The 24,023-nt window shown below is 39.4% G+C and carries 18 protein-coding genes; 14 read left to right on the top strand and 4 right to left on the bottom strand.

The features are described 5' to 3' along the window. Positions 1-40: 40 nt before the first annotated feature. The 11 genes from N5852_RS13800 to N5852_RS13750 all read left to right on the top strand — a co-directional run bounded on the left by N5852_RS13800 (position 41) and on the right by N5852_RS13750 (position 14,542). Positions 41-1,849: a S9 family peptidase gene (locus N5852_RS13800; protein ID WP_262099960.1), complete on the top strand. Its 1,809-nt coding sequence runs from the start codon at positions 41-43 to the stop codon at positions 1,847-1,849. A 29-nt stretch (positions 1,850-1,878) separates the two neighbouring features. Beyond that, a complete protein-coding gene (locus N5852_RS13795; RefSeq protein WP_262099959.1) occupies positions 1,879-3,309 on the top strand; it encodes a M20 family metallopeptidase in 1,431 nt (476 codons plus the stop codon). A gap of 46 nt (positions 3,310-3,355) precedes the next feature. After that, the gene (locus tag N5852_RS13790; protein ID WP_262099958.1) at positions 3,356-4,786 is read left to right on the top strand and encodes a M20 family metallopeptidase; all 1,431 of its coding nucleotides are present in this window, start codon (positions 3,356-3,358) and stop codon (positions 4,784-4,786) included. Positions 4,787-4,857: 71 nt separating this feature from the next. Next, complete coding sequence (locus N5852_RS13785; protein WP_262099957.1) at positions 4,858-6,489, top strand: ABC transporter substrate-binding protein; 1,632 nt, start codon at positions 4,858-4,860, stop codon at positions 6,487-6,489. Between the two features lie 35 nt (positions 6,490-6,524). Next, positions 6,525-8,147, top strand: coding sequence for an ABC transporter substrate-binding protein (locus N5852_RS13780; RefSeq protein WP_410004273.1), 1,623 nt, complete (start codon positions 6,525-6,527; stop codon positions 8,145-8,147). A gap of 32 nt (positions 8,148-8,179) precedes the next feature. Then, positions 8,180-9,784: an ABC transporter substrate-binding protein gene (locus tag N5852_RS13775; RefSeq protein ID WP_410004272.1), complete on the top strand. Its 1,605-nt coding sequence runs from the start codon at positions 8,180-8,182 to the stop codon at positions 9,782-9,784. A gap of 80 nt (positions 9,785-9,864) precedes the next feature. After that, positions 9,865-10,938, top strand: a complete 1,074-nt coding sequence (locus tag N5852_RS13770; RefSeq protein ID WP_262099956.1) for an ABC transporter permease — start codon at positions 9,865-9,867, stop codon at positions 10,936-10,938. Positions 10,939-10,940: 2 nt separating this feature from the next. Further along, complete coding sequence (gene nikC / locus N5852_RS13765; RefSeq protein WP_262099955.1) at positions 10,941-11,867, top strand: nickel transporter permease; 927 nt, start codon at positions 10,941-10,943, stop codon at positions 11,865-11,867. Then, positions 11,860-12,732, top strand: coding sequence for an ABC transporter ATP-binding protein (locus tag N5852_RS13760; RefSeq protein WP_262099954.1), 873 nt, complete (start codon positions 11,860-11,862; stop codon positions 12,730-12,732). The genes nikC and N5852_RS13760 overlap by 8 nt, the downstream gene beginning before the upstream one ends. Continuing rightward, a complete protein-coding gene (locus N5852_RS13755; RefSeq protein WP_262099953.1) occupies positions 12,732-13,508 on the top strand; it encodes an ABC transporter ATP-binding protein in 777 nt (258 codons plus the stop codon). The genes N5852_RS13760 and N5852_RS13755 overlap by 1 nt, the downstream gene beginning before the upstream one ends. 488 nt (positions 13,509-13,996) lie before the next feature. Then, positions 13,997-14,542, top strand: coding sequence for a hypothetical protein (locus tag N5852_RS13750; RefSeq protein ID WP_262099952.1), 546 nt, complete (start codon positions 13,997-13,999; stop codon positions 14,540-14,542). Between the two features lie 450 nt (positions 14,543-14,992). On the opposite strand, the gene N5852_RS13745 is transcribed toward N5852_RS13750, so the two are convergent. The 3 genes from N5852_RS13745 to N5852_RS13735 form a co-directional block, all read right to left on the bottom strand. Further along, positions 14,993-16,171 carry an FAD-dependent oxidoreductase gene (locus N5852_RS13745; protein WP_262099951.1) on the bottom strand — a complete coding sequence of 393 codons (1,179 nt, stop codon included), beginning with the start codon at positions 16,169-16,171 and terminating at the stop codon, positions 14,993-14,995. Then, on the bottom strand, positions 16,168-17,385 hold the full coding sequence (locus N5852_RS13740) for an MFS transporter (RefSeq protein WP_262099950.1): 1,218 nt from the start codon (positions 17,383-17,385) through the stop codon (positions 16,168-16,170). The genes N5852_RS13745 and N5852_RS13740 overlap by 4 nt, the downstream gene beginning before the upstream one ends. Before the next feature lie 71 nt (positions 17,386-17,456). Further along, on the bottom strand, positions 17,457-19,532 hold the full coding sequence (locus N5852_RS13735) for a TonB-dependent receptor (RefSeq protein ID WP_262099949.1): 2,076 nt from the start codon (positions 19,530-19,532) through the stop codon (positions 17,457-17,459). A 116-nt stretch (positions 19,533-19,648) separates the two neighbouring features. On the opposite strand from N5852_RS13735, the gene N5852_RS13730 reads away from it, so the two are divergent. The 3 genes from N5852_RS13730 (at position 19,649) to N5852_RS13720 (ending at position 23,252) form a co-directional block, all read left to right on the top strand. Continuing rightward, the gene (locus N5852_RS13730; RefSeq protein WP_262099948.1) at positions 19,649-20,671 is read left to right on the top strand and encodes a helix-turn-helix transcriptional regulator; all 1,023 of its coding nucleotides are present in this window, start codon (positions 19,649-19,651) and stop codon (positions 20,669-20,671) included. A gap of 1,126 nt (positions 20,672-21,797) precedes the next feature. Continuing rightward, positions 21,798-22,268 carry a hypothetical protein gene (locus N5852_RS13725; RefSeq protein ID WP_262099947.1) on the top strand — a complete coding sequence of 157 codons (471 nt, stop codon included), beginning with the start codon at positions 21,798-21,800 and terminating at the stop codon, positions 22,266-22,268. 138 nt (positions 22,269-22,406) lie between these two features. Beyond that, positions 22,407-23,252, top strand: a complete 846-nt coding sequence (locus N5852_RS13720; RefSeq protein ID WP_262099946.1) for a hypothetical protein — start codon at positions 22,407-22,409, stop codon at positions 23,250-23,252. 32 nt (positions 23,253-23,284) lie between these two features. Here N5852_RS13720 and N5852_RS13715 read toward each other — a convergent pair whose 3' ends face one another. Further along, on the bottom strand, positions 23,285-23,845 hold the full coding sequence (locus tag N5852_RS13715; protein ID WP_262099945.1) for a tetratricopeptide repeat protein: 561 nt from the start codon (positions 23,843-23,845) through the stop codon (positions 23,285-23,287). Between the last annotated feature and the right edge of the window lie 178 nt (positions 23,846-24,023).

Genomic DNA, 24,023 nt, shown 5'->3' with positions numbered 1-24,023 from the left:
TAATATTCAATATGGAATGGCGGTATTTTGGGAGTTGAATATGCCAGTGACACCATTTGATAATAATTTTAAAGATATGGCAGATTATATTGCGATCTTTTCGCAACTTAATCCTATTTTATCGGATGATAAACGGTTTTTGGCTTGGCGCAGCAATTTTAGCGGCAGCTATCAAATTTGGTTGCTTGATCGCCAAACAAATAAAAAAATCCAAATTACCGATCATTGCGGTAATATATATAAAATATCTTTTCGTCCTTTGTCGCATGATTTAATTTTTCTAACCGATAATGGTGGCGATGAGCGGTTACAAATTTGGCTTTATGATGCTGGCTCAAATTCCTCAAGGGCACTAACCTCAGACCCATTAACCCGCCATGATTGGGGGTGTTGGTCTAAAGATGGCAAGTCGATTGCCTATTCGGCTAATCTTAACGACAAATTTTCCATGGCAATTTATGTAATGTCTGTTGACGATGGGCAGGCGAGATGCGTCTATGAGGGTGATGGCTATCGCACGGCAATGAGTTTTATTGAAAAAGACAATGCGATTTTAATTCTTGATTCAAACCGCTCATCCTTTGATCAGGATATTTTTCGGCTCGATCTTTTAAGTGGTGAATATCAAAATTATTTGCCGCATAGTGGCAAGGCACGCTATAAAAATATAAAATCAACTGCAAATGGCGACATTTTACTCATCACCGACCAGAGCCACGATTTTTTTCATATAGCCAAAAAATCTTCAGGAAAAATCGACCTTCAGCAAGTTTTTTTGCTGGAAAATAAAGACATTGATTTATTTGCCTTATCCAGTAATCAAAAAGATTTGGCTATCAGTTATATTGATGATGGATGGTGTCGTTTCATTATTTACGATATCATTGGTGAGACAACACGCATGGTCAATTTACCTTTTGCCGGTGTTATTCAATCTATCGACTGGTTAGAGGATGGCCAAAAATTATTGCTTTGTATAGAAGCGCCAAATGTTGCTCCTTCCATTTGGATTTATGATTTAAATAGTGAAATATTTGAAGAGCAGGCACCGTTAAAAAATAACATTTTACCTCCTTCACGACAGCCTATGGTGGCGAGTATTAAAAGTTTTGACGGATTAGAAGTCCCTTATTTTATATATATGCCGGACCAAAAGCCGCCACTCGCAGGTTTTCCAGCTATTATTTTTGTTCATGGTGGTCCAGAGTCGCAATGGCAGCCAAATTTTCGGGCAGATATCCAATATTATCTTGCTCAAGGGATAGCTATTATTGCTCCCAATGTTCGTGGTTCAACTGGATATGGCCGTGCATATAGCGAATTAGACGATCAAAAATTAAGGTTAAATAGCGTCCTTGATCTCATCAATATCCGATTAGATGTTGCCAGCAAGGACGATATTGACGAAAGCCGGATAGGGATTTGCGGACAATCCTATGGCGGTTTTATGGTTCTTGCTGCCATGACACGTTATCCTGATTTATGGAAGGCTGGCGTTGATTTTTATGGCATTGCCAATTTTCATACTCTTTTGGAAACCACAGGCCCATGGCGCAGACGTTTACGCGAGGCGGAATATGGTGACATAGAAAGCATGGGCAAACAACTTAAAGAGTTTTCACCCATTCATATGATTGGCGCAATCAATGCGCCGCTTTTTCTAGCTCATGGTCTTGAGGATCCAAGGGTAACCCCATGTGAAAGTGAAATGGTTTATTCATGCTTACGCGGGTTAGGCAAAGAGGTTGAATATTTGCGTATTCCAAAAGAAGGGCATGGTTTTTTAAAACAACATAATCGCATCAATGTTTTTACTGCGGTTGCAAATTTTTGGCAGCGTCATCTTTAAAAATGTTGAAACATTAAAAAGGGAAGAAAATGCAAAATAGTGAACGCGTTTGGGATATTATTGAGGAAAAGCGTAGCGATTATGAAGGATTAAGCGACCGCGTTTGGGGTATGCCTGAAATTGCCTATACAGAATATAGATCGGTGCTTGAGCATAAAAAAATGCTAGAAGCGGAAGGCTTTAAACTTCATGAAAATGTAGCAGGTATTCCCACCGCCATCATCGGCGAGGCCGGTGAAGGGGGGCCTATTATTGCATTTTTGGGTGAATATGATGCTCTTCCTGGCCTTAGCCAAGAGGCAAATATCGCCCAATATCGCCCCCTTGAGGGAAATGGCAATGGTCATGGCTGCGGCCATAATCTGTTAGGCTCTGCGGCGCTGCTTGCGGCGGCAGCTGTTAAGGATTGGCTTAAAGAAACGGGTACTGCTGGGCGTGTGCGCTATTATGGTTGCCCAGCAGAAGAGGGAGGCGCAGCTAAGGCCTATATGGCACGAGCTGGCGCATTTGATGATGTTGATATTGCCATAACGTGGCATCCTGCCTCTTTTACCCGTGTTGGTGAATCTCTGTCTCTTGCTAATACGCGTACGGATTTTATTTTTTCTGGCCGCACATCCCATGCCGCAGCTTCACCCCATCTTGGCCGTAGTGCACTTGATGCGGTTGAATTGATGAATGTTGGTGTCAATTATTTGCGCGAGCATGTTCCTTCAGATTCACGCATTCATTATGCCTATCTTGATGCCGGCGGTGTTGCTCCTAATGTTGTGCAGGGAAAAGCCATTATACGCTATTCTATTCGCGGTGCGAATAATTCAGCGGTTGTTGAACTTAATGAACGCATCCGCAAAGTTGCAGAAGGCGCGGCGATGATGACCGAAACAAGTGTCGAGATTAAGGTACGCGGTGCCGTTTCTAATATGCTGCCCAATACGCCATTTCAAGAAGTTATGGATAAGAATATGCATCGCCTTGGCGGTGTAGCTTTTGATGAACAAGATCGTAAATTTGCGGCAGAAATCCAAGCAACCTTGAGCGCACAAGAAATAGAAACCGATTATTTAAGGGTAGGGCAGGCTTTGGATTTGCAAAAGCCCTTATGTGATTATGTCATCCCTTATACGCAACAAGGTGTGCCAATGATTGGCTCAACCGATGTTGGTGATGTAAGCTGGGTGGTGCCAACTGTTGAAGCAAAAATTGCAACCCATGCCATTGGAACACCTGGCCATTCTTGGCAAATTACCGCACAAGGCAAAGCACCTGCTGCCCATAAAGGAATGCTCTATGCAGCCAAAGTCATGGCGGGTACTGGGTTGGATGTTTTACGCGATCCTGTCTTGATGCAAGAAATCAAGAATGACCATAAAAAGCGTTTAGCAAAAACTCCTTATATTTGCCCAATTCCAGCTGACGTAAAGCCGCCAATACAACCAAAACCAAGCGACCTTGTTTAAGCCCATATTCTTACAATTCTAACGTATTAAATAATAGGGGAAGAAAATGCAAAACAGTGAACGCGTTTGGGATATTATTGAGGAAAAGCGTAGCGATTATGAAGGATTAAGCGACCGCGTTTGGGGCATGCCTGAAATTGCCTATACAGAATATAGATCGGTGCTTGAGCATAAAAAAATGCTAGAAGCGGAAGGCTTTAAACTTCATGAAAATGTAGCAGGTATTCCCACCGCCATCATCGGCGAGGCCGGTGAAGGGGGGCCTATTATTGCATTTTTGGGTGAATATGATGCTCTTCCCGGCCTTAGCCAAGAGGCCAATATCGCCCAATATCGCCCCCTTGAAGGAAATGGCAATGGTCATGGCTGCGGCCATAATCTGTTAGGCTCTGCGGCGCTGCTTGCGGCGGCAGCTGTTAAGGACTGGCTTATAGAAACGGGTACTGCTGGGCGCGTGCGTTATTATGGTTGCCCAGCAGAGGAGGGGGGCGCAGCAAAGGCCTATATGGCACGAGCTGGCGCATTTGATGATGTTGATATTGCCATTACATGGCATCCTGCCTCTTTTACCCGTGTTGGTGAATCCCTGTCTCTTGCAAATACAAGGATGGATTTTAAATTTACCGGCCGCACATCCCATGCCGCAGCATCACCCCATCTTGGCCGCAGTGCACTTGATGCGGTTGAATTGATGAATGTTGGTGTCAATTATTTACGCGAGCATGTTCCCTCAGATTCACGCATTCATTATGCATATCTTGATGCTGGCGGCGTTGCCCCTAATGTTGTGCAGGGAAAGGCGTGGGTGCGTTATGCTATTCGCTCGTCCAACTTATCTGGAATGCTTGATCTTAATGAAAGAGTTAAAAAGATTGCTTATGGCGCGGCGATGATGACGGAAACTAAAGTTGATATTTCCATCATGAGTGCCGTTTCTAATATGCTGCCCAATACACCGCTTCAAGAAGTTATGGATAAGAATATGCATTGCCTTGGCGGTGTAGCTTTTGATGAAAAAGATCGTAAATTTGCCGCAGAAATCCAAGCAACCTTGAGCGCACAGGAAATAGAAACCGATTATTTAAGGGTAGGGCAGGCTTTGGATTTGCAAAAGCCCCTATGTGATTATGTTATTCCTTATACGCAACAAGGTGTGCCAATGATTGGCTCAACCGATGTTGGTGATGTTAGCTGGGTGGTGCCAACTGTTGAAGCAAAAATTGCAACCCATGCCATTGGAACACCGGGCCATTCTTGGCAAATTACCGCACAAGGCAAAGCACCTGCTGCCCATAAAGGAATGCTCTATGCAGCCAAAGTCATGGCGGGCACTGGATTGGATGTTTTACGCGATCCTGTCTTGATGCAAGAAATAAAGAATGACCATAAAAAGCGTTTGGCAAAAACTCCTTATATTTGCCCAATTCCAGCTGACGTAAAGCCGCCAATACAACCAAAACCAACAAATCTAGAATAGAAATTTACAGTAAGTGATATCAATAAATGAATTAAAATAGTTTAGGGAACGAGTTTAGCAAAGGGAAAACAATGGCGTTATATTGTATAAAAACTTTTAAAAGCAAGTTATTAACTTTTGCAAGCATATGGGCGATAGGGTCAACTATTTGTACATTGCCGTTTGATGCAAACGCTAAAACCCCGTCAGATACACTTATTATTGCATGGAATATAGACGCCATCATTACTTTTGATCCGGCGCAAATTGTTGAAGTCGTTACCGATGAAATATTCCAAAACATGTGTAATTCATTGGTGTCGATTGATCCTAATAACGAAAAGGCAATATTACCAATGTTGGCGCAAAGTTGGGAAGTGTCGCAAGACAATACCCAAATTAAGTTTCATTTGCGTGATGATTTAAAATTTGCAGATGGCCGGCCTGCAAGTGCAAGTGACATTGAATGGGCGCTAAAACGCGTTGTTAAGTTAAATTTTGCCAATGCTGCAACCTTAAAAGAATATGGCATAACTGCTGATAATATTGATGAAGCAGTAAAGGCTATTGATGACAAGACTTTAATTTTAAAATTTGATAAGCCCTATCCACCTCAATTAACGCTTACCGCCATTGGTGCCAATCGTGTTGCAAGTGCTCTTGATCGCGAAACAATTATGCAAAACGAGAAAAATGGCGATTTTGGCAATCAATATTTGATAACCCATACAGCCTGTGTTGGCCCTTATGAATTACAAAGGTGGAATGCCGGCGAAGGTGTTTTGCTTACGGTAAATAAAAACTATTGGGGTGCCGCGCCAAAGCTCAGGCAAATCCTTATCCGCCATGTCGGTGAACCAGGAACCCAGCGGCTTTTATTGGAAAAGGGCGATATTGATGTTGCCCGTGATCTTACGCCTGAAGATGTAAATGATCTTGAAAAAAACACCGATGTCGTGGTTAGTCGGATATTACGGCCGACACTTAATCATTGGTCGTTTAATACAGCGGATCCAATATTTTCTAACGAAAAAGTACGTTTGGCAATGCGCTATCTCATTGATTATGAGGGACTGTCTAAAACTGTACTAAAAGGCGTTGGCGTAACACGAGCAAGTTTTGTGCAATTGGGAGCATTTGGCGCATTGGATGAAGCGCAAGGCCAGCCCTTTTCTTTAGATATTGAAAAAGCCAAATCATTATTGGTAGAAGCTGGATATAAGGATGGCTTTGAGGCGAGTGTTTTAATCGGTACACATCCTTATTCATCACCCATTGCTCAGTCTATCCAAGACAATGCGTCAAAAATTGGCGTGAAATTAAAAATAGAGCGCATGGCAAATTCGCAGCTTTTTTCCAAGGTGCGTAGTCGCGAATTTCAAACGGCGATGTATGGTTGGGCCGCTTCTGTGCCTGATGCCCATAGCAATGCCTCGCGTCTCATTTATAACCCCGATAATCGATTGGAGGCGAAAAATGCTGGCTATCCAAGCTGGCGTGCGTCCTATTTTGATGAAAATGTAAATAACGAAATACTCGCTGCTTTATTTGAAAAAGACCCACAAAAGCGTGAGCAACGCTATTTTGATTTACAAAAGGAAATGTTTGAAAAAGGGCCACAGGCATATATTTTCCAACTGTATAATGTTGCTGGCCTCCGTCCAGAGATAAAAAAATGGGTTTGGAATGGGTATCGAGCATTTTATGATCTAGCTGAAAAATAAAATTGGATAAAAATCCAACCATGAAGGGGAACGTCATGAAAGTTAAAAATGGGAATTTATTCAAATCAATATTGGCTAAAATTATTTTAGGAGGTAGTTTTGTTTCTGCAAATTGCCTGATGGCAACGGCTGCCACCCCCGATAATACCTTAGTCATGGCTTGGAATATTGATGCAATCAGCACCTTTGATCCAGCCCAAATTGGTGAGGTGGTCTCCAATGAAATTTTAATGAATATTTGCAGCAGCCTTGTCAATCTTGATCCTGACAATGAAACTAAGGTTATTCCAGCATTAGCTGAAAGCTGGCACCTTAGCGATGATGGTTTAGAGATTGTATTTAACCTAAGAAAGACATTAAAATTTTCAGATGGACAGCCCGCCACCGCATATGATCTTGCATGGTCACTGCAAAGAGTAATTAAACTTGGTCTTGGTAATGCTGCAACTTTAACCGAATATGGTTTTACAAAGGAAACTATTGATACAGCTGTAACTGCAACGGACCCATATACACTGGTTATCAAGCTTGATAAACCCTATCCTTTGGATTTGTTTTTGACGGCAATTGGTGCCAATCGCGTTTCGGTTCTTTTAAATAAGCAAGCTATATTGGCAAATGAAGTTAGCGGCGATTTTGGTAATAAATATTTAGCTACCCACATGGATTGTGTTGGTCCTTATAGATTAATACGTTGGAACCCAAGTGAAGTCGTACAATTACAAGCCAATGATCAATATTGGGGCGAAGCACCCAAGTTAAGCAATATTCTGATTAGACATGTGACAGAAGCTGGAACGCAAAGACTATTGCTTGAAAAAGGTGATGTTGATGTTGCCCGCGACCTTTCCCCCGAGGATATGAGGGATTTGGCAGGCCAGAATAAAATCAATAGTGTACGGACATTGCGTCCACAATTGGTTTTTTTAAATTTAAATAATGGTCATCGCGCATTTTCGCATCCCAAAGTGCGTTTAGCAATGCGCTATCTTATCGATTATCAGGCAATTGCCGATACTGTTATCAAGGATATTGGTATAGCAAGAGCCAGTTTTGTGCAGCTCGGTGCTTTTGGCGCACTTGATGAAAAACAAGGCGAACCTTTTAAACTCGATATTGAAAAAGCAAGATCCTTATTGTTAGAGGCTGGATATGAAAATGGATTTGAAGTGAATATGCTGATTGGCAGCTTGCCCTATACGGCGCCAATCGCTCAATCAATCCAAGATAATGCGAGCAAAGTTGGGATAAAAATAAATATTGAACGCATGGCCAATAACCAGCTTTTCAGCCGTGTGCGCGCTCGTGAATTTGATACTTCCATGATGGCTTGGCAAGCCACCGTTCCCGATGCTCATGGTAATGCCTCGCGTATGCTTTATAATCCTGATAATAGGCCAGATGCAAAACAAAGCATGTATCCAAGCTGGCGTGTTGGTTATTATAATGAAGATGTCAATAAAAAAGTCATGCAAGCTTTATTTGAGAAAGATCGAGAAAAACGTCAACAATTATATTTTGAGCTACAGCGTGACATGTTTGAAAATGGTCCAATAGCATATATATTCCAAAGCTATTACGTCGCAGGGCTTAATAAAAAACTCCATAATTGGACCTGGAATGGGTTTAGAGTTTATTATAATTTAGCACAAAAATAGCAATTATCGTCAGGATAATAATGGGAGGCCTCATGTCTAAATTAAATCATTTTCTAGCTCTTGCCACTATGACTGGATTAACTTTGTCATCTGGCTCACCGCTACAAGCACAAACCCCGCCAAATGCATTAATTATGGCTTGGAATATTGATGCAATTAGCTCTTTTGACCCTGCTCAAACGGTTGAAGTAGTTACGGCAGAAATATTGCAAAATACCTGTGATGCTTTGGTGCAATTTGACCCCAAAGATCCGACAAATGTTTTACCTGCCCTAGCGCAATCATGGGATATTTCCGATGATGCTAAGACCTTGACATTTCATTTGCGTGATAATTTGAAATTTGATGATGGCCGTGTTGCAACCGCAGCTGATTATGCATGGTCTATTCAACGTGTTGTCAAACTTGGCCTTGGTAATGCGGCCACTTTGACAGAATATGGCTTTACCAAAGATAATATTGATGAATTGGTGAGTGCGCCTGATGATCATACATTGGTAATAAAGCTTGTCGATCCTTATCCTATTGATCTTATACTAAGTGCAATTGGTGCCAATCGCGTTACCTATTTACTTGACCGCCAAACATTAGAAAAAAATGCAATGGATGGGGATATGGGGAATAAATATCTTACAACCCATACCGCTTGTGTTGGACCTTATAAATTAATGCGATGGAACCCAAGCGAAGTGGTCTTATTGCAAGCAAGTGACCATTATTGGGGAAAAGCTCCAAAACTTAAACAAGTGTTTATTAAACATGTTTCAGAATCCGGCACACAGCGTCTTCTGCTTGAAAAAGGCGATATTGATGTCGCACGGGATTTATCGGCCGAAGATATTCTTGATTTAGAGAAAAAAGGCAATGTTAATATAGAACGAACCTTACGGCCACAAATGGTTTATATTATGATCAATAATAAAAACCCTATTTTGGCCAATGAAAAAGTAAGATTGGCATTTCGCTATCTTATTGATTATGACACGCTCGGTAAAACCATTTTAAATGGCATAGCCATTCCGCGGGCAAGCTATTTGCCTTTGCAAACATTTGGTGCCTTGGATGAAAGCGAAGGCGAGCCATTCAAGCTTGATTTAGAAAAGGCAAAACAATTAATTACCGAGGCTGGCTATCCAAATGGTTTTGATGCCAATTTTCTCATTGGCAGCTTGCCTTATATGACACCTGTTGCCCAATCAATACAAGATAACGCCAAAAAAATTGGCATTAATTTGAAAATTGAACGAATGGCTCAAGCACAATTGCTCAGTCGCACACGCGGCGGCGAATTTGATACCGCCATTATGGGCTGGCAGTCCAGTGCGCCAGACGGCCATGCTAATTCGTCGCGACATGTTTTTAATCCAGACGCGACCTATACACAAAAGCAAAATATGTATGTGTCATGGCGTGTTGGATATTATGATGAAGAAGCCAATAAAATGGTCAATAAGGCATTATTTGAAACTGATCCCAAAAAACGTGGCGAAGACTACCATGAAATCCAACGATATATGTTTGAGCATGGCCCTATGGCCTATTTGTTTCAAACCTATTATTTGGCAGGGGTCAATAAAAGACTTAAAAATTGGACATGGACCGGATACCAAGTTTATTATGATATGGCTGAAAAATAGGGCTATTTCGTTGTTGTAAATCACCATAAAGGCAAAAATATCAGGTTTTTGTCTTTATATCCCGAATGGAGAATTTTATAATGACATCCATCACCACGCCATCAATACAAGAACAATCGCCTAAAAAAGTAAATTCTAAATTACAGTCCTATCTATTAAAAGTGCTCAAACTTTTTGTTTCTATTTTGATAACATTATTGGGGCTGATAACAATTACTTTTTTTATCGGCCGACTTTTGCCCCTTGACCCTGTTATCGCCATTATTGGTGATAATGCCACCCAAGAAGCCTATGATACCATGTATAAAAGGCTTGGGCTCGATCAGCCGCTCATTGTGCAATATTGGAACTATATCAAAAATATCTGTGTCTTGGATTTTGGTAATGCTTTAACTTCTGGTCGCCCTGTTCTTGTTGATATTGCGCGAGTGTTTCCTGCGACCATTGAACTGGCAACGGTTGCAATTATCATAGGTACGGGACTTGGTATTCCCTTTGGTGTATTATCGGCAATGTATCGAAATTCATTCATCGATTATTTTGTCCGATTTTTTACACTTATTGGTTATTCAACGCCAAATTTTTGGCTTGGATTGATGGCTTTATTATTGTTTTATGCAATTCTTGGCTGGATAGGGGGGCCGGGTAGGATAGATTTCTTATATGAATATTCTTTTGAACCTAAAACCGGATTTATTTTGTTAGACACGGCCATGCAGGGGCAATGGGAGGCTTTTCGTAATGCGTTTAGCCATATTATCATGCCAGCCCTTATCCTCGCTTTCGGCGCTATGGCCTATATTAGCCGTATGACGCGCGGTTTTATGATCGAGCAACTCAATCAAGAATATATCATCACTGCCCGTGTAAAAGGCCTATCATGGGCGCGTACCGTTTGGTTTCACGCCTTTCGTAATGCTGGTGTGCAAATTATCACTGTTGTCGCTTTATCTTACGCCTTTTTGCTGGAAGGCGCGGTGTTAACCGAAACAGTTTTTGCTTGGCCCGGATTTGGTCGTTATCTAACAAATGCACTGTTAGCAGGAGATATGAACGCGGTTATTGGCTGTACATTAATCGTCGGCATATCATTTGTGGCCATTAATCTGCTTTGTGATTTGCTTTATCGCATTTTTGACCCGAGGACACGCTAATCATGACATCGATTAATGATAATAAGTTAGAAAAAAAATCGCTTTATGCTTGGTTGAATGTGCCTGTACCTCAATCGGCATTACAATCCCATGTTCAAAAATCTTATCGTTCTATTTTAAGATTTTGTAGCAATCTTTCGGCCTTATTTGGCTTTTTCATTATTATGCTGATTATATTGGTTGCAATTTTTGCGCCTTGGATTGCAACCCATGATACCACGACAACAGACCTTGCAATGCGCTTGCAGCCACCTTCAACGGCGCATTTTTTTGGTACCGATGAATTGGGACGCGATATATTTAGCAGACTTGTATTTGGTGCGCGCATAACCCTTTACATTGTTGCACTCACGACAATTATCGTTGGGCCGATTGGACTTATAATTGGCGCAACATCAGGTTATTTTGGTGGTTGGGTTGATGTTGTGCTTATGCGTATAGTCGATATTTTCCTTGCTTTTCCAAGCCTTGTTCTTGCTTTGGCCTTTGCCGCAGCTTTAGGCCCCGGCATCGAAAATGCAGTTATGGCCATATCCTTGGCGGCATGGCCACCAATTGCTCGCCTCGCACGTGCTGAAACATTGACCATTCGTTCATCTGACTATGTTTCAGCCGTAAGACTTCTTGGTGCATCACCGCTTAGGATTATTCTTAATCATGTTGCACCTATGTGTATCCCATCAGTGGTTGTACGGTTAACGCTTAATATGTCGGCAATTATTTTGACCGCTGCAGGCTTAGGCTTTTTGGGCTTAGGCGCACAGCCACCCAGCCCTGAATGGGGTGCAATGCTATCCACTGGCCGTGAATTTATGATGACGAGTTGGTGGCTTGCAGCAATTCCAGGTTGTGCAATTTTATTGACTAGTCTTGCCTTTAATCTTTTGGGCGATGGTCTTCGTGATATATTGGATCCACGCAATGGATAAAAATCTTCTCGAAATTAAAAATTTACGCATTAGCTTTCCATCTGTTGGTGGACCAATTGAAGTTGTGCGTGGTGTTAGTTTTGCGTTTGGCAAAGAAAAAATTGGCATAGTTGGCGAGTCCGGGTCTGGAAAATCCATGACTGGCCGCTCATTACTAAAGCTAAATCCAAAGATTGCAAAAGTTAGTGCAGATAAAATGCAATTTGACGATATAGATTTATTGGCCATGAGTGAAAGGCAAATGCGTTCTATCCGCGGTAAGCGCATATCGATGATATTGCAAGATCCTAAATATTCACTCAACCCATTAATGCGGATTGGCGATCAGATTATTGAAGCCTATCGTATGCATTATAAGGTTTCGAAAAAAGACGCGATGGATAAGACGATCGCAATGCTCAATTCGGTACATATTCGTAATCCGGAACATGTTGTAAAACTTTATCCGCATGAAATTTCTGGCGGAATGGGGCAACGGGTAATGATTGCCATGATGCTAATCCCGCAACCAGATTTAATTATCGCCGATGAGCCAACTTCGGCATTGGATGTTACGGTGAGAAGACAGGTTCTTACTGTTTTAGACGAGCTGGTAACCCGTTCAGGCATGGGGTTAATATTTATCAGCCATGATCTTAATATGGTTGCTGATTTTTGTGATCGCGTGTTGGTAATGTATGCTGGCCGTATTATGGAGGATTTACCTGCAAACCAATTAAACAATGCCAAACACCCCTATACGCGAGCTTTGCTTGCCAGCCTGCCACGTCTTGACCATCCGGTCGATCGTTTGGTTGTCCCTCAACGGGATCCATCATGGATTAATGGTCCAACTTTCGTCAACGGCGTTGAAGGAGTTTATTAATGGAAAATAGCAAACTGATCGATATTACCGATTTATCCGTGAGTTTTGGCTATGGTAGCAACTTGGTCCAAGTTGTTCATAATGTTAGTTTTTCGATTGGCCGTGGTGAATCCTACGGCTTGATCGGGGAATCTGGCTGCGGCAAATCAACTATATTACGCGCAATGGCAGGTCTCATTCCTGATTATAGTGGTACTTATAGGCTTAATGGTAAAATCGTTCCTCATCAAAAGGATAAAGGTTTTTTACGGCGTATCCAGATGGTGTTTCAAGATCCATATGCATCATTACATCCCCGTAAAATGGTTCATTCGGTTTTATCAGAAGCATTGACTATCCATAAAATGGACAAGCATGAAGAAAGAGTTATGGATGCGCTTACTGCCGTGGGATTAGGGCCGGCTTTTCTATATCGCTATCCTCATGAGCTTTCTGGCGGCCAAAGACAGCGTATTGCTATTGCGCGAGCTCTTATTATTGAGCCGGAAGTTTTACTTCTTGATGAGCCGACTTCGGCACTTGATGTTTCGGTTCAAGCTGAAATTCTCAATCTTTTAAAAACATTGCGTGAAGAAAAGAAATTGACTTATCTAATGGTTTCCCATGATCTTGCCGTTATTGCCCATATTTGTGACAATGCAGGCATTATGCATCATGGCGTTATACTTGAGGAGCTTTCAAATGATGATATCCGCCATTCACGCGCAAAAATGCCTTATACAAAAGAATTTCTTGAAGCGAGTATCGAGCCAATAGACAAAAGTAAAGTAGACTAGAACCTCAATCTCATTCGTTTTGCAAGGTATTTTAGTTTTTTATTATTTGTGAGATTTTCTAAATGTTGCCGCATGAAAAAGCAAAGCCGTCAAACTTTCGCTTGTTATTGATTGTCAAGGAGGGGCTAATTTCAACCTTGGTATTGAGTTTTTTCATTTATTCAATTGTAAACTAAGTGCTATTAATCAAAGCATTAAACACTATGACCAATTATGGAAAAGCGAGCATTATTCACTGTCGTTTACGCTTAGTACAACAAGAGAATTGAAAACCTATTGTGGGGCCAACTGTTAGTTCGAAAAACAAAACCGTATTTTACACAATATTTGTACCATTTGAAAAAATGAATGGGAAAAAGAAAAATACGTTTTAATTTTTATTAAAGAAGCATTTTTGTTAAGAATTTTAAAAATAGTGATTTATAAATAAAATATAAACAATATATTTCCACAGCTGAAAATTTTAAATAACGGTTAGAGGTAAAAATATGAAATATATTTTAATATTTTTTTTTACTTTAAATATTTATGAAACATATGCGCAAGAAGTTACCGAAAAACAATATAAACATATCATGTCTATTTGTAGTGATGTAACCTCATTTGTTAACAATAATAATGGCGATCTAAAACGAATAAACAAAAAAACATTTATATATAACTCGATTAACGACACTAAAACTTGCCCCGATAATTGTATTACAAATAAATATCTAATTGCCAATGATGTTGTTTTAGCCGGTATTCAATATAAAAAATTTACATGTTTTATGTATAAAATTAATGACAGCAAATATATCTCTGGTTGGGTAAAGACGGGGGATTTATCATCAATTAAGAATAGAAAATATGCTGATAAAGAATTATCGGGAAATTGGATTTCTGATGATGAGTATCGCTATTTAAATATTGATTTGAAGATCATCGATGAAAAATTGCATATGTTTGGTTCCAGTTCTTTTAAGTTTAATAATGACAATAATTTACGAAATTATAATGCTGATGGAATTTTAGAATATGATAGTGGCATATAAAATAAAGAGCGAAAATCCAATTTGTGAATATAAATTCTATCGTTACGGTGCGTATTTATCAGTAATTGATCTAGGTAAATGCTTACCTGGCTCCGAGTTTTCATTAAGCGGAATTTATAAAAAAAATAACAATTAAAACCTGTTGACTAAGCCTGCTAAATTGCACCTTTGTATCATATGGAGAAACTCGGTGGCTGAATTAGAGCGTTTTCCGAATAGTGTGAAGCGGTTTTCGGAAAACGCTCTAAAATCTCACTGCTTTTACTGTGCTGCAACTCCATAAATATTATAACAAGCTTTGGATGTTGCAAGCTAAAACCCGTGTTCCATCTAGCATAATCTGCAAACGGCTATGACCAGCTGTTCTCATTAACTGTTTTAATAAGATCAAATAAAAACAAATAAGGGCTATTCAAATATGTTTGAATAGCCCTTATTTGGCTTTTAACGCTATTTTATGCATTGGTTTTGGGTTAGCGCTATTTCCGCCTTGATGGCATTGGTGAAATAATGCCCTAACCAAGATTTAGGCATTAATTTAAGTGCAATATTGCGCAAATGGAATGTAATGGGGTTATTAGGTACAAACATCGGCGCCATTTTGCGACTTCGCGCCTGCAAACGATTAATAATAGGTCTTAATTGCTGATCGTGATGGGCAAAAGCATGGTTGATATCGCCATATTGCAACAATGCATTGCTTAGCATTTCTACTGAGGCTAAAGCCATGCCAGCTCCCTGTCCTGAAATGAGAGTGAGACAATGGGCAGCATCTCCCAGCAACAGCATATTTTTATTATACCATTTGGGCAAATCAACCATGGTGAGGCTGTCAATCAATAGAGGGGCTTTTTGCTGTTGTGCTTTGGTTAATAAATCGCGTACCTCTTGATTGCTATTTTGGGCAACTTTTGCCAATATTTGATAAGGGTCCATTTCTTTTTGCAAATTTTCCCGATTATCGCGCCAAACATGCATCGCAGCAAGGTTACCATCATGCAAGCCATAATATTCGGCAAGGTGGGCGGGTTCAACATAAGAGAGAAAATCATGATCAAAGGTTTTTGCGTGATCAATGTCATAAACGGCAAAATAATAGCCAAGCGGTTGTAGGCATTTGTCATTTTGATCAAAATATTTTTGGCGTAAACTGGAGCGAAAACCATCACAGCCAAGAATAATATCCGCGCTTATACAATCACCATTATTGAGTTTTACGTCATAGCGATCACAACTATCTTTAATATCCTCTATAGTACTATTAAGGCGTAAATCAGCACTACTGGGTAAAATATCCGCAAGCGCCATGACAAGGTCACTGCGTCTAATGGCAAGATAGGGCAAATCAGCGATAAAATCTTGATAGCGCAAGCGCAAGATTTCTTTACCTTTGCTATTTTTATAAATATTTTCATCAATTTTATAGGAAACTGCATTTAAGCGCTCAAAAAGCCCCATTTTTTTGAGCGTTTCATAGCCAAGGCCAGAAAGCCCCATCATATAGCCTTTGCTACGTAAATGGCTGGCACGTTCGACAATCGTACTGCGCCATCCAGCTTTGTTAAGCCACCAAGCGGCGCTAAGTCCTGCAACACCTGCACCAATAATCACTGCATGGGGTTTTGTCATGATTGCATGTCCTTATCGATATGGTTTTCTAATTTTTTTAAAATAAACGGCGTTAAACAAGCTAAACAGGCTGCCAAAAGAAACGAGCCGCCATAGCCAAAATATTGCGCAAGCAAGCCAGAAATTACCCCAAATATAGCGGCTGTGAGTGCACTTGCGCTTTGAAAAAGGGTAAAATCAACACCAGGTTGGTCTTTTGAGACTAATTGCATCAAGCGCGAATAACTTGTAACAAAGCCTGCCGCCATTAATGCACTTTCAAGCATGAAAATACCAACAATCAATGGCACCGTATAAACTTGGCTTAAAACAAGGCAGGCAATTAAAGAAAGCAGTAATATTTGCAATGCCGCAACAAGGCGCATGGCTTTGCAGCCTCCAAGTCTTTGCGCAATTGCACCGCCAGCTAACGCGCCACTAATACCAGCAACAACGCCGCCGACGCCATTAATTAACCCCACCATACTAAGCGGAATATGTGCATCTACCAAAAATGGGCCAATAAGGGATTGTGTAATCCGCCCTGCCATTTCAAAAGCAATAACAATAAAAAGCCCTAAAACCATATTGGGCCTAGTTAATGCCTTTAATAAGCTTGGCTTTTGCAAAGGAGTTGAATTTATCACTGCTGGTTCTTTGGTGAGCATCATCGGTAGCGATAATAAAGCAATTAAAACTGCCAAAATAATGCAGCCCTTTTGCCAGTCCCATTGATCGCAAATCCATAAAAATAGTCCGCCACCAAAAATCATTCCCAAATAGCCACCGCCAACTTGGGCAATATTGCCAATGCCATATTTTTTAGCGCTTAACTGCTCAATTAAAAAAGCATCACACGCAATATCAGCCGTTGCTGAAATAGCGGCAATAATGCCAAGGACAAGTAAAACAACCGAAATATTTTGAAAGCTGCCAAGAGCTAGCAGGCAAATGACGGTTGCCCATTCGGCTATAACTATTATAAGGCGTGAAAAGCGTTGGCCATTTGGTCCAATGCGAAGATTTTCAATCCATGATGACCAAAAAAATTTAACAACCCAAATTAGCATGATAAGTGAAACCGCACCTATCTGATCAAGGGGGATATTTTGTGCCCGTAGATAGGCAGGCAAGCCCATAAAGGTTAGGCCGCCAACAACACTTTGTGCCGTGTAAATACCACCCGCAGCTACAACGATAGGAAAAACAGATTTATGCGCAAAGAAGTTTGACATGAAACAATCATTCTTGAGATGGCAAGGACAAGGAATTATTTAAGTAAAAAGCGCTAATTATCGCCGTTACATCAAAATTCCTTACGCAGACTAAGACCATAGCTGCGGCCGTTGCCAAGAGTTGCCATTTCAAACAAACCATTATCATAAGCATAGGTTTTATAGCTCTTATCGGCTATATTTTCGATAAACAGCCTTGCGGTAATGTCGTTAACTGTTGCAAAATCCAAACTTGCATCAAATGTGGCAAAGCCATTTTGCCCAATTTTATTTGCTTCATCAAAATAAACCTTGGAATTATAATGGGCAGCAATATTGGCGGTTAAAACACCATTCAATAAATCTTCACTTACAATATAAGCCAAGTTGATATTGCCCTTGAATTTAGGCGCATAAGGAATTTGCTTGCCATCATATTTAAATCCACTATCGAGATCGGTAAAGTCGGTAAATTTAAACCGTCCAAGCGAAGCATTAGCCATGAGAGTAAGGCGGTTTGTTGCACGCCACTGCGTTTCAAATTCGATACCAGTGCTATTGGCCTTGCCAACATTGCGAATATATTGCTGGCCGATGAGCCCAACATAGATTTGTTTATCATTTGAACGAATATGATAAAGCGAAAGGGCTATATCCAAACTATTATCAAAAAGGCTTGACCGCAAGCCAACTTCATAGTTCCAAGCTTTTTCAGGTTCATAAGGATTGGCATCTAATAAGGTGCTAATGCTATGGTTAAAATTACCCGGCTTATAGCCCTTGGAAATAACTGAAAATAGCCGTGTATAATCATTCAATTGATAGCCAATACTAAATTTTGGCTGATAGCTGGTGAAGCTGGCTTGATTGCTAAAATCATAACCCATGCCAGTTTGATAGCTATCAAGGCGTATTGCATCAATTTTCGATTTATCATAGCTGATCCGCAAACCACCAGTTAAATCAAGTTTATCGGTGGCATGATAGGTTAGCTCACCAAAGGCTGCACTACTATAACTACGCACGTGATTACGCGCATCACCATAATAAGGTGCAATAGTGTTTTTACTTCCTTTAAAATTGTCATAGCTGTACCAAAGACCCGCAAGCGCGCTTATTTTACTGCTTTCATAATTTAAACGCAGTTCTTGGCTAAATAATGCATCATCTTGCGGAAAGAGATATCTGGTACCAAAACCAGCTGAAAAATCTCGCGTAACATCACTTCGCTGATATGATGTGATCGAGCTTAGGGTAAAATCTCCCAAATAAGCGTTGATTGTAGCAGACATATTGGTAACATCGCGGCGTAAAAGAGGCCTATCACCATAAAAGCCACTTTCATAAATGCGGTCTTTGATGTCCTTGCTTTTAACATAAAGCTCCTCATGGGATTTTAAACGCTCTTTGGAGTAGTTAAGGCTGATATCAAAATTTTTGTCGGTTGGCGTAAAACGTAGACCAAAACGCCCAAAACCAGTATTTGAACCATTGATGCGTTTATCCCCCGTCGTGCGATCATTAATATCGCCCGAAAAATAAGAATAATTACCAGCAAAGTCTAAAAATACTTGGTCGGGCAGTAACACTAAAGTGCCACCCAATTCTGCTGATGGTACTTGTGGTGAGCCTGTGCCAGCGATATAAAAGCTATTTTTGGTTGGTTTTTTGGTAATAATATTGATAACCCCGCCAAAGGCATTGCCGCCATAAAGACTCCCCTGTGGCCCACGTAAAAATTCAACCCTTTCAACATTATTTAAATTTTGTGACAAAACCGAAGGTAATTGCGGTGTGCCATCGACATAAACCTGTACAGAAGGGTTAAAATAATCCGCCGAATAAAGGCCGCGAATAGTATAATTGCTATAAATGCGATTACCGCGCGTTGTTGCGTAAAAATCTGGCAAGACCTTTTGCAAGTCATCAACGGTTTTAATGCCTTTTTCCTGCAAAGTCTTGCTATCAATGGCCGAGATTGCGCCATCATAAGTTTCAATATTTTGGGCACGCTTAGCAGAGGTAATAACAATCGTATCAAGCGTTGTGCTGCTGTTGGCACTTTCATGCCCATTTGTGTTTTGCTGAGCCATAACGAAACTTGTTGATAAAGCAGCAAGACAAAAGCCAAGGGACAAATGACCAGCAGGCTTTAAGATTGAACGCATTAGATTTCTCACTTTTGATGACATAACTTCGCAAATAACTTGATTACATTAATCAAGTTATGGCATGATGCGCTAACACAAATGGTACTAAAAATAACGCAAATAGGACTAAATTGATGAGCAGTTCGTTGAATCCAGCAATTGATTGCGATATTGAAACGCCGTTTAATATTGTGGTCAATGGGGAAAGTGATTGGAACAGCAACCTCTTAACCGATGACACTGTTTGGCAACACCAGTCTTTATATCAAAGCCGCGAAAGTGATATTCTCATCTATTCATTGGATGGCACGCCCAAGCACGATGTAATTTTAGAAGCCTCTGGCCCATCGACCTTTTCCTTGTCGTTTTTCTTACATGGTAAGGGAACGCTATGTGTTGATGGCGCAGATCCCTTCGAGCTTTCCCATGGTAAAGCAGTGCTATTTGCAAGTGATGGTTTTTGCCATGGTAGGGATATTTTGCGGAAAAATGCGCGGCTTTTTGTGGTGGATATTCGCTATGGCAAATCCATATTAGAAAAATTAGGGGGCATCTCACTTGCCCGCTTTGCCGGCTCGCTAATTGATGGCCATAGCCGCCCCGATCAAAAGGTGTTTTTAGTACCTTTGCCGAACTCGGAAGAATTATATCCAATTATTTTATCTATTTTAAACTGCAATTTACAAAATGGGCAATTGCGCGATATCTATCTTTATAGCAAGGCAATTGAAGCCTTAAGTATCGCCTTGAAAATTGCTGAAAATGCTAACAAAGGCAGTGCGTTAAAAGCCTTAAACCAGCGAGAAAAACAAAAGCTTACCCAAGCTTTACACCTTATTGAAAATAATTGTGGCTTTGATTGGAGCATTAGCCGTCTTGCCAAACAAGTTGGCTTGAATACACGAAGGTTAAAGGAAGCATTTCGTTTGACTATTGGTCGCTCAGTTCACGCGCATCTCATTGAAACACGAATTGAAACCGCAGCAGAACTTTTATTAAACGACTATTCGGTGACAGAAGCTGCCCTTGCTGTCGGCTATGAAAATCTAAGCCATTTTAGCAAAATTTTTAAATCGAAAAAAAATATTCTACCAAGCCAATATCGAGCGCAAAATGGCATAGCAAGCCATTACAACCAAGCCTATCTTGATAGGTAAAACGCTATTACTCAAATTTAATCGGAGAATATGAAATAATTGTTTAACTATGGCTTTACCATAAGCTATTATCAATTATATATTTTAAAATGCTAATTGGTATCGTTTTTTATAAAAAACCTTTTTGTTTGCCGCAATAGTCTGTCGCATATTTTTTACAATTATTATGCGTATATTAAAGTTTAGCGATGCTTATCGCATGATAAATATCTTTATCACCTATAGTTAAAGACCAAACAAACAAAACCTCACCTTAAATCAATCAGGTTATATCTTATAATAATCTCACCTGTTTTTTCTTCACACATTCCAACATATAGTCTATTATTTTTTATAGATTTATAAAATATCTTACAAGGATAGCGCGGTATATCATAAATATATTTTTTTGGCTTTATAGTCAACGGAAATACATCAATAGGCGATTCTAAATTTTTAAAATTTTTGTTTAAATATTCTAGCAATAGATGATAATGTTTTTTATCATATACATGCCACTGTAGAAGCTTTGTTTCCCAGTTATAACTACATCGCATCATGGACGTTTCTATAATATTTGCAGATATTCCATTATTTTCTAACTCAATTATATTTTTTTAAATACTGAATCAATCAATCTCTTTGTGGGTGAAGATTCATCTATCGAACAGTCCGTATAGGACGGATTAACCTTAAGTTCTAAGCTAAAATCAATTGCGTAAGCGTTAGAACATATAAAAATAGGTAAAACATATAATAGAAATTTTTTCTTTGTCATTTTATACCTCAAATATTTAATTTCGTTCAAAACAAAAATTGGTAATCTGTAAAAATATAATATTTCGCAATGGAAAATTAGTGCCAAAAAAAATCATTAAGTTTAAATAACTTTCTAGCTTGAAAATACTTTACTTATTTTCCTAACGCTTTGTAAAACACCGCCTTTATGTTGCGCCCTGTCCATTTAGCGCCGAGAATTATTTCTCTTAAGCGTTGCCAGCTTTGCTATTTTTTGATCATCGTATAAAATGTGACACTTTAGATTTAAAACTTGTAGCGAGTTTGTTTTACGCAAACCATATTTGCAACAAAATATTTTGTTGATTTAAAATACTAATTTAATTTGGCGCTTTAGTAGGGGAAATATATGGAAGCGAATATAAAATCATATGTTTTAAGTATATTTTTAGGGACAGCTCCATTTATTGCTACTCTTATTATATGGCTTTTATGGGAAATTTCGGGTTACCGTTGGCATGAAACAGATATCCTCGTTTCCTGCATTTTGATGCTCTTAATTGCTGTTATAGCGGTTGAATTATATTTAATTGGTATTCATGTCTTGGTATTTTTTACTGTTAAGCAGTTTGGCTTTCAAGCTATTAGGGAAGATCGTAGCCTTGGAACAATAATTTTCTATGTGGCACTGGTTAACATGGTAAGTTTATTACCCATTTTAATTTGGCTTTTTACTGATAGGCGAAATCAAAATTTTGCTTTAGAAGAAATTTCGGTTTTCTTAGCAATATTATTCATAATTATGGGCTTTTTTATCGGTGCGATTTACTGTTGGTTAATTAAAAAACAAAAAGCAATAAACAATGATATTCAACGTTAATTCATGTTAAAATGGCAATGTGGCGGGATTTATAGGCTAATTATCAAACGCTTTATTTTTAATGATTATGCTATAGTATATGTTATATTATCATATAGAACCATAAAACCACATTTTAATTCACTATTTGGAGTGGTTATGAGATATTATATTCGTTTAGTACTTTTGGTTGGCTTTATAGTGTCATCTTTACCTAATAATGGTTTTGCTAGCGATATTCCTAACGATGAAAGCTCTGCCACTCATGCTGCGGATAGCAATATCATCAGCAATGATAAAGTTCGCGATTTTTTAACGGCATTAGTTGATGATAGTATACGCTCTTCGCAAGATACTCCGGGTTTGGGATCTCATCTTTTTTATATTCCAGGTGTATTAACTCCAAATTATAGCTTTACTTTGGATGAATTGGTTCAAAGTCTCGCACATGATGAGACGCCAAGAGGGAAATATGATTTCGCGGTTGTTAATATTACGGCACATTATCTTAAAAGCGTAAAGGCTAATAAAGACATTACATATTTTGAATTAACTACATTCAATAATGAAATTGTTATTGCTAAGGCCTATCTTAGCGAATTGGGTATGAGCCAAAGCCATGATTACCAAAAGGGACAAGAAATTACCTTGCAGTGTGAAAATCCGCAAAAAGCTGATTACATAGTCTTTTCACAATGTCATAAATTGGTTGAATTACCCGAAGATATTCGGGCTTATTCTAGAAATGTTATTGAACAATACTTGGCAGGCCACGATATATCGTCTTTATTGGTAGATGATATGGAAAATAATCCGGCTGAAAGTCTTTTTCTATTTGGCTATTTAGCTAATCTTACTCCAATGGACGAAAAATGTTACGAAATCGGTAATTTGTCGCAATGTGCTGAGATGAAGACGCTTTTCAGTTTATTGAACAAAAATAACGAACGCGATAAGTACCACCAAGCATACGAAAAAGCCAAAAAGTTTTATCATTTACCTTAAATTTTAGGCGAATGACCTATTACAATGCGCTTTTACTTTAATTGGTCTAAAATTGTTTTAGCTCTTTCGCTGCCTTGTTCGGACGCACGTGTTAGCAATTTTATCGCCTCTGCATCGTGTTTTATTGGGTCATCACTATTTTCGTTAATACGTTGTATAAAACGTTGTGAATCAATAAGTTTTTGCTCGGCGGCTCGTTCTAACCATTTTAAGGCAAGTTTTTTATCAACTGGCACCCGCTTACCTTCTTCATATATGGTTGCTAAAAAATATTGGCTATTGCTATCGTTTTGATTTGCAGCACGTTCCAACCATTTTAATCCTTTGGCGGTGTCAATTTTTATATCTTCGCCTAATAAATACATCATGCCTAAACTTCTTTGCGCACCGATATGTCCTTGGTTGGCTGCTAATTCAAACCATTTTAGTGCTTCTGCACCATCTCTTTTTTTTTCACCAAAACCATATCGATAGGAAGAACCAAGCTGATACTGTGCCGAAGGATCGCCTTGTTCTGTTGCCTTTTGGTATAAAATTCTACTTTTTTCAGTTTTGGTAAAATATGAAATGAGTGAAATTATTGTTATAGCCAATGTTATTACGTTAATTATGGGAGCTATTCTTTTCATGGTCTTACTTATTATTTTTAAAAAATGATATATTATCGCTTTAGAAACAGTAAACTACGCTATATAAAGTTGTATAGAAAAAAGAGCGGCTTAATACAGCAGCCTCTTTCCAAAATCACAGTAAATATTAAAAAAAGTTTTG

The sequence above is a fragment of the Bartonella sp. HY328 genome (assembly GCF_025449335.1).
Taxonomy (GTDB): Bacteria; Pseudomonadota; Alphaproteobacteria; order Rhizobiales; family Rhizobiaceae; genus HY038.
This window is presented reverse-complemented; position numbering and strand designations above follow the sequence as displayed.

Coding starts and splice junctions, on each gene's coding strand:
- N5852_RS13800 (WP_262099960.1), top strand. CDS start 41: ATGCCAGTGACACCATTTGATAATAATTTTAAAGATATGGCAGATTAT.
- N5852_RS13720 (WP_262099946.1), top strand. CDS start 22,407: ATGAGATATTATATTCGTTTAGTACTTTTGGTTGGCTTTATAGTGTCA.
- N5852_RS13745 (WP_262099951.1), bottom strand. CDS start 16,171: ATGACAAAACCCCATGCAGTGATTATTGGTGCAGGTGTTGCAGGACTT.
- N5852_RS13790 (WP_262099958.1), top strand. CDS start 3,356: ATGCAAAACAGTGAACGCGTTTGGGATATTATTGAGGAAAAGCGTAGC.
- N5852_RS13725 (WP_262099947.1), top strand. CDS start 21,798: ATGGAAGCGAATATAAAATCATATGTTTTAAGTATATTTTTAGGGACA.
- N5852_RS13785 (WP_262099957.1), top strand. CDS start 4,858: ATGGCGTTATATTGTATAAAAACTTTTAAAAGCAAGTTATTAACTTTT.
- N5852_RS13750 (WP_262099952.1), top strand. CDS start 13,997: ATGAAATATATTTTAATATTTTTTTTTACTTTAAATATTTATGAAACA.
- N5852_RS13760 (WP_262099954.1), top strand. CDS start 11,860: ATGGATAAAAATCTTCTCGAAATTAAAAATTTACGCATTAGCTTTCCA.
- N5852_RS13770 (WP_262099956.1), top strand. CDS start 9,865: ATGACATCCATCACCACGCCATCAATACAAGAACAATCGCCTAAAAAA.
- N5852_RS13795 (WP_262099959.1), top strand. CDS start 1,879: ATGCAAAATAGTGAACGCGTTTGGGATATTATTGAGGAAAAGCGTAGC.
- N5852_RS13740 (WP_262099950.1), bottom strand. CDS start 17,385: ATGTCAAACTTCTTTGCGCATAAATCTGTTTTTCCTATCGTTGTAGCT.
- N5852_RS13755 (WP_262099953.1), top strand. CDS start 12,732: ATGGAAAATAGCAAACTGATCGATATTACCGATTTATCCGTGAGTTTT.
- nikC (WP_262099955.1), top strand. CDS start 10,941: ATGACATCGATTAATGATAATAAGTTAGAAAAAAAATCGCTTTATGCT.
- N5852_RS13730 (WP_262099948.1), top strand. CDS start 19,649: ATGAGCAGTTCGTTGAATCCAGCAATTGATTGCGATATTGAAACGCCG.
- N5852_RS13780 (WP_410004273.1), top strand. CDS start 6,525: ATGAAAGTTAAAAATGGGAATTTATTCAAATCAATATTGGCTAAAATT.
- N5852_RS13775 (WP_410004272.1), top strand. CDS start 8,180: ATGTCTAAATTAAATCATTTTCTAGCTCTTGCCACTATGACTGGATTA.
- N5852_RS13735 (WP_262099949.1), bottom strand. CDS start 19,532: ATGCGTTCAATCTTAAAGCCTGCTGGTCATTTGTCCCTTGGCTTTTGT.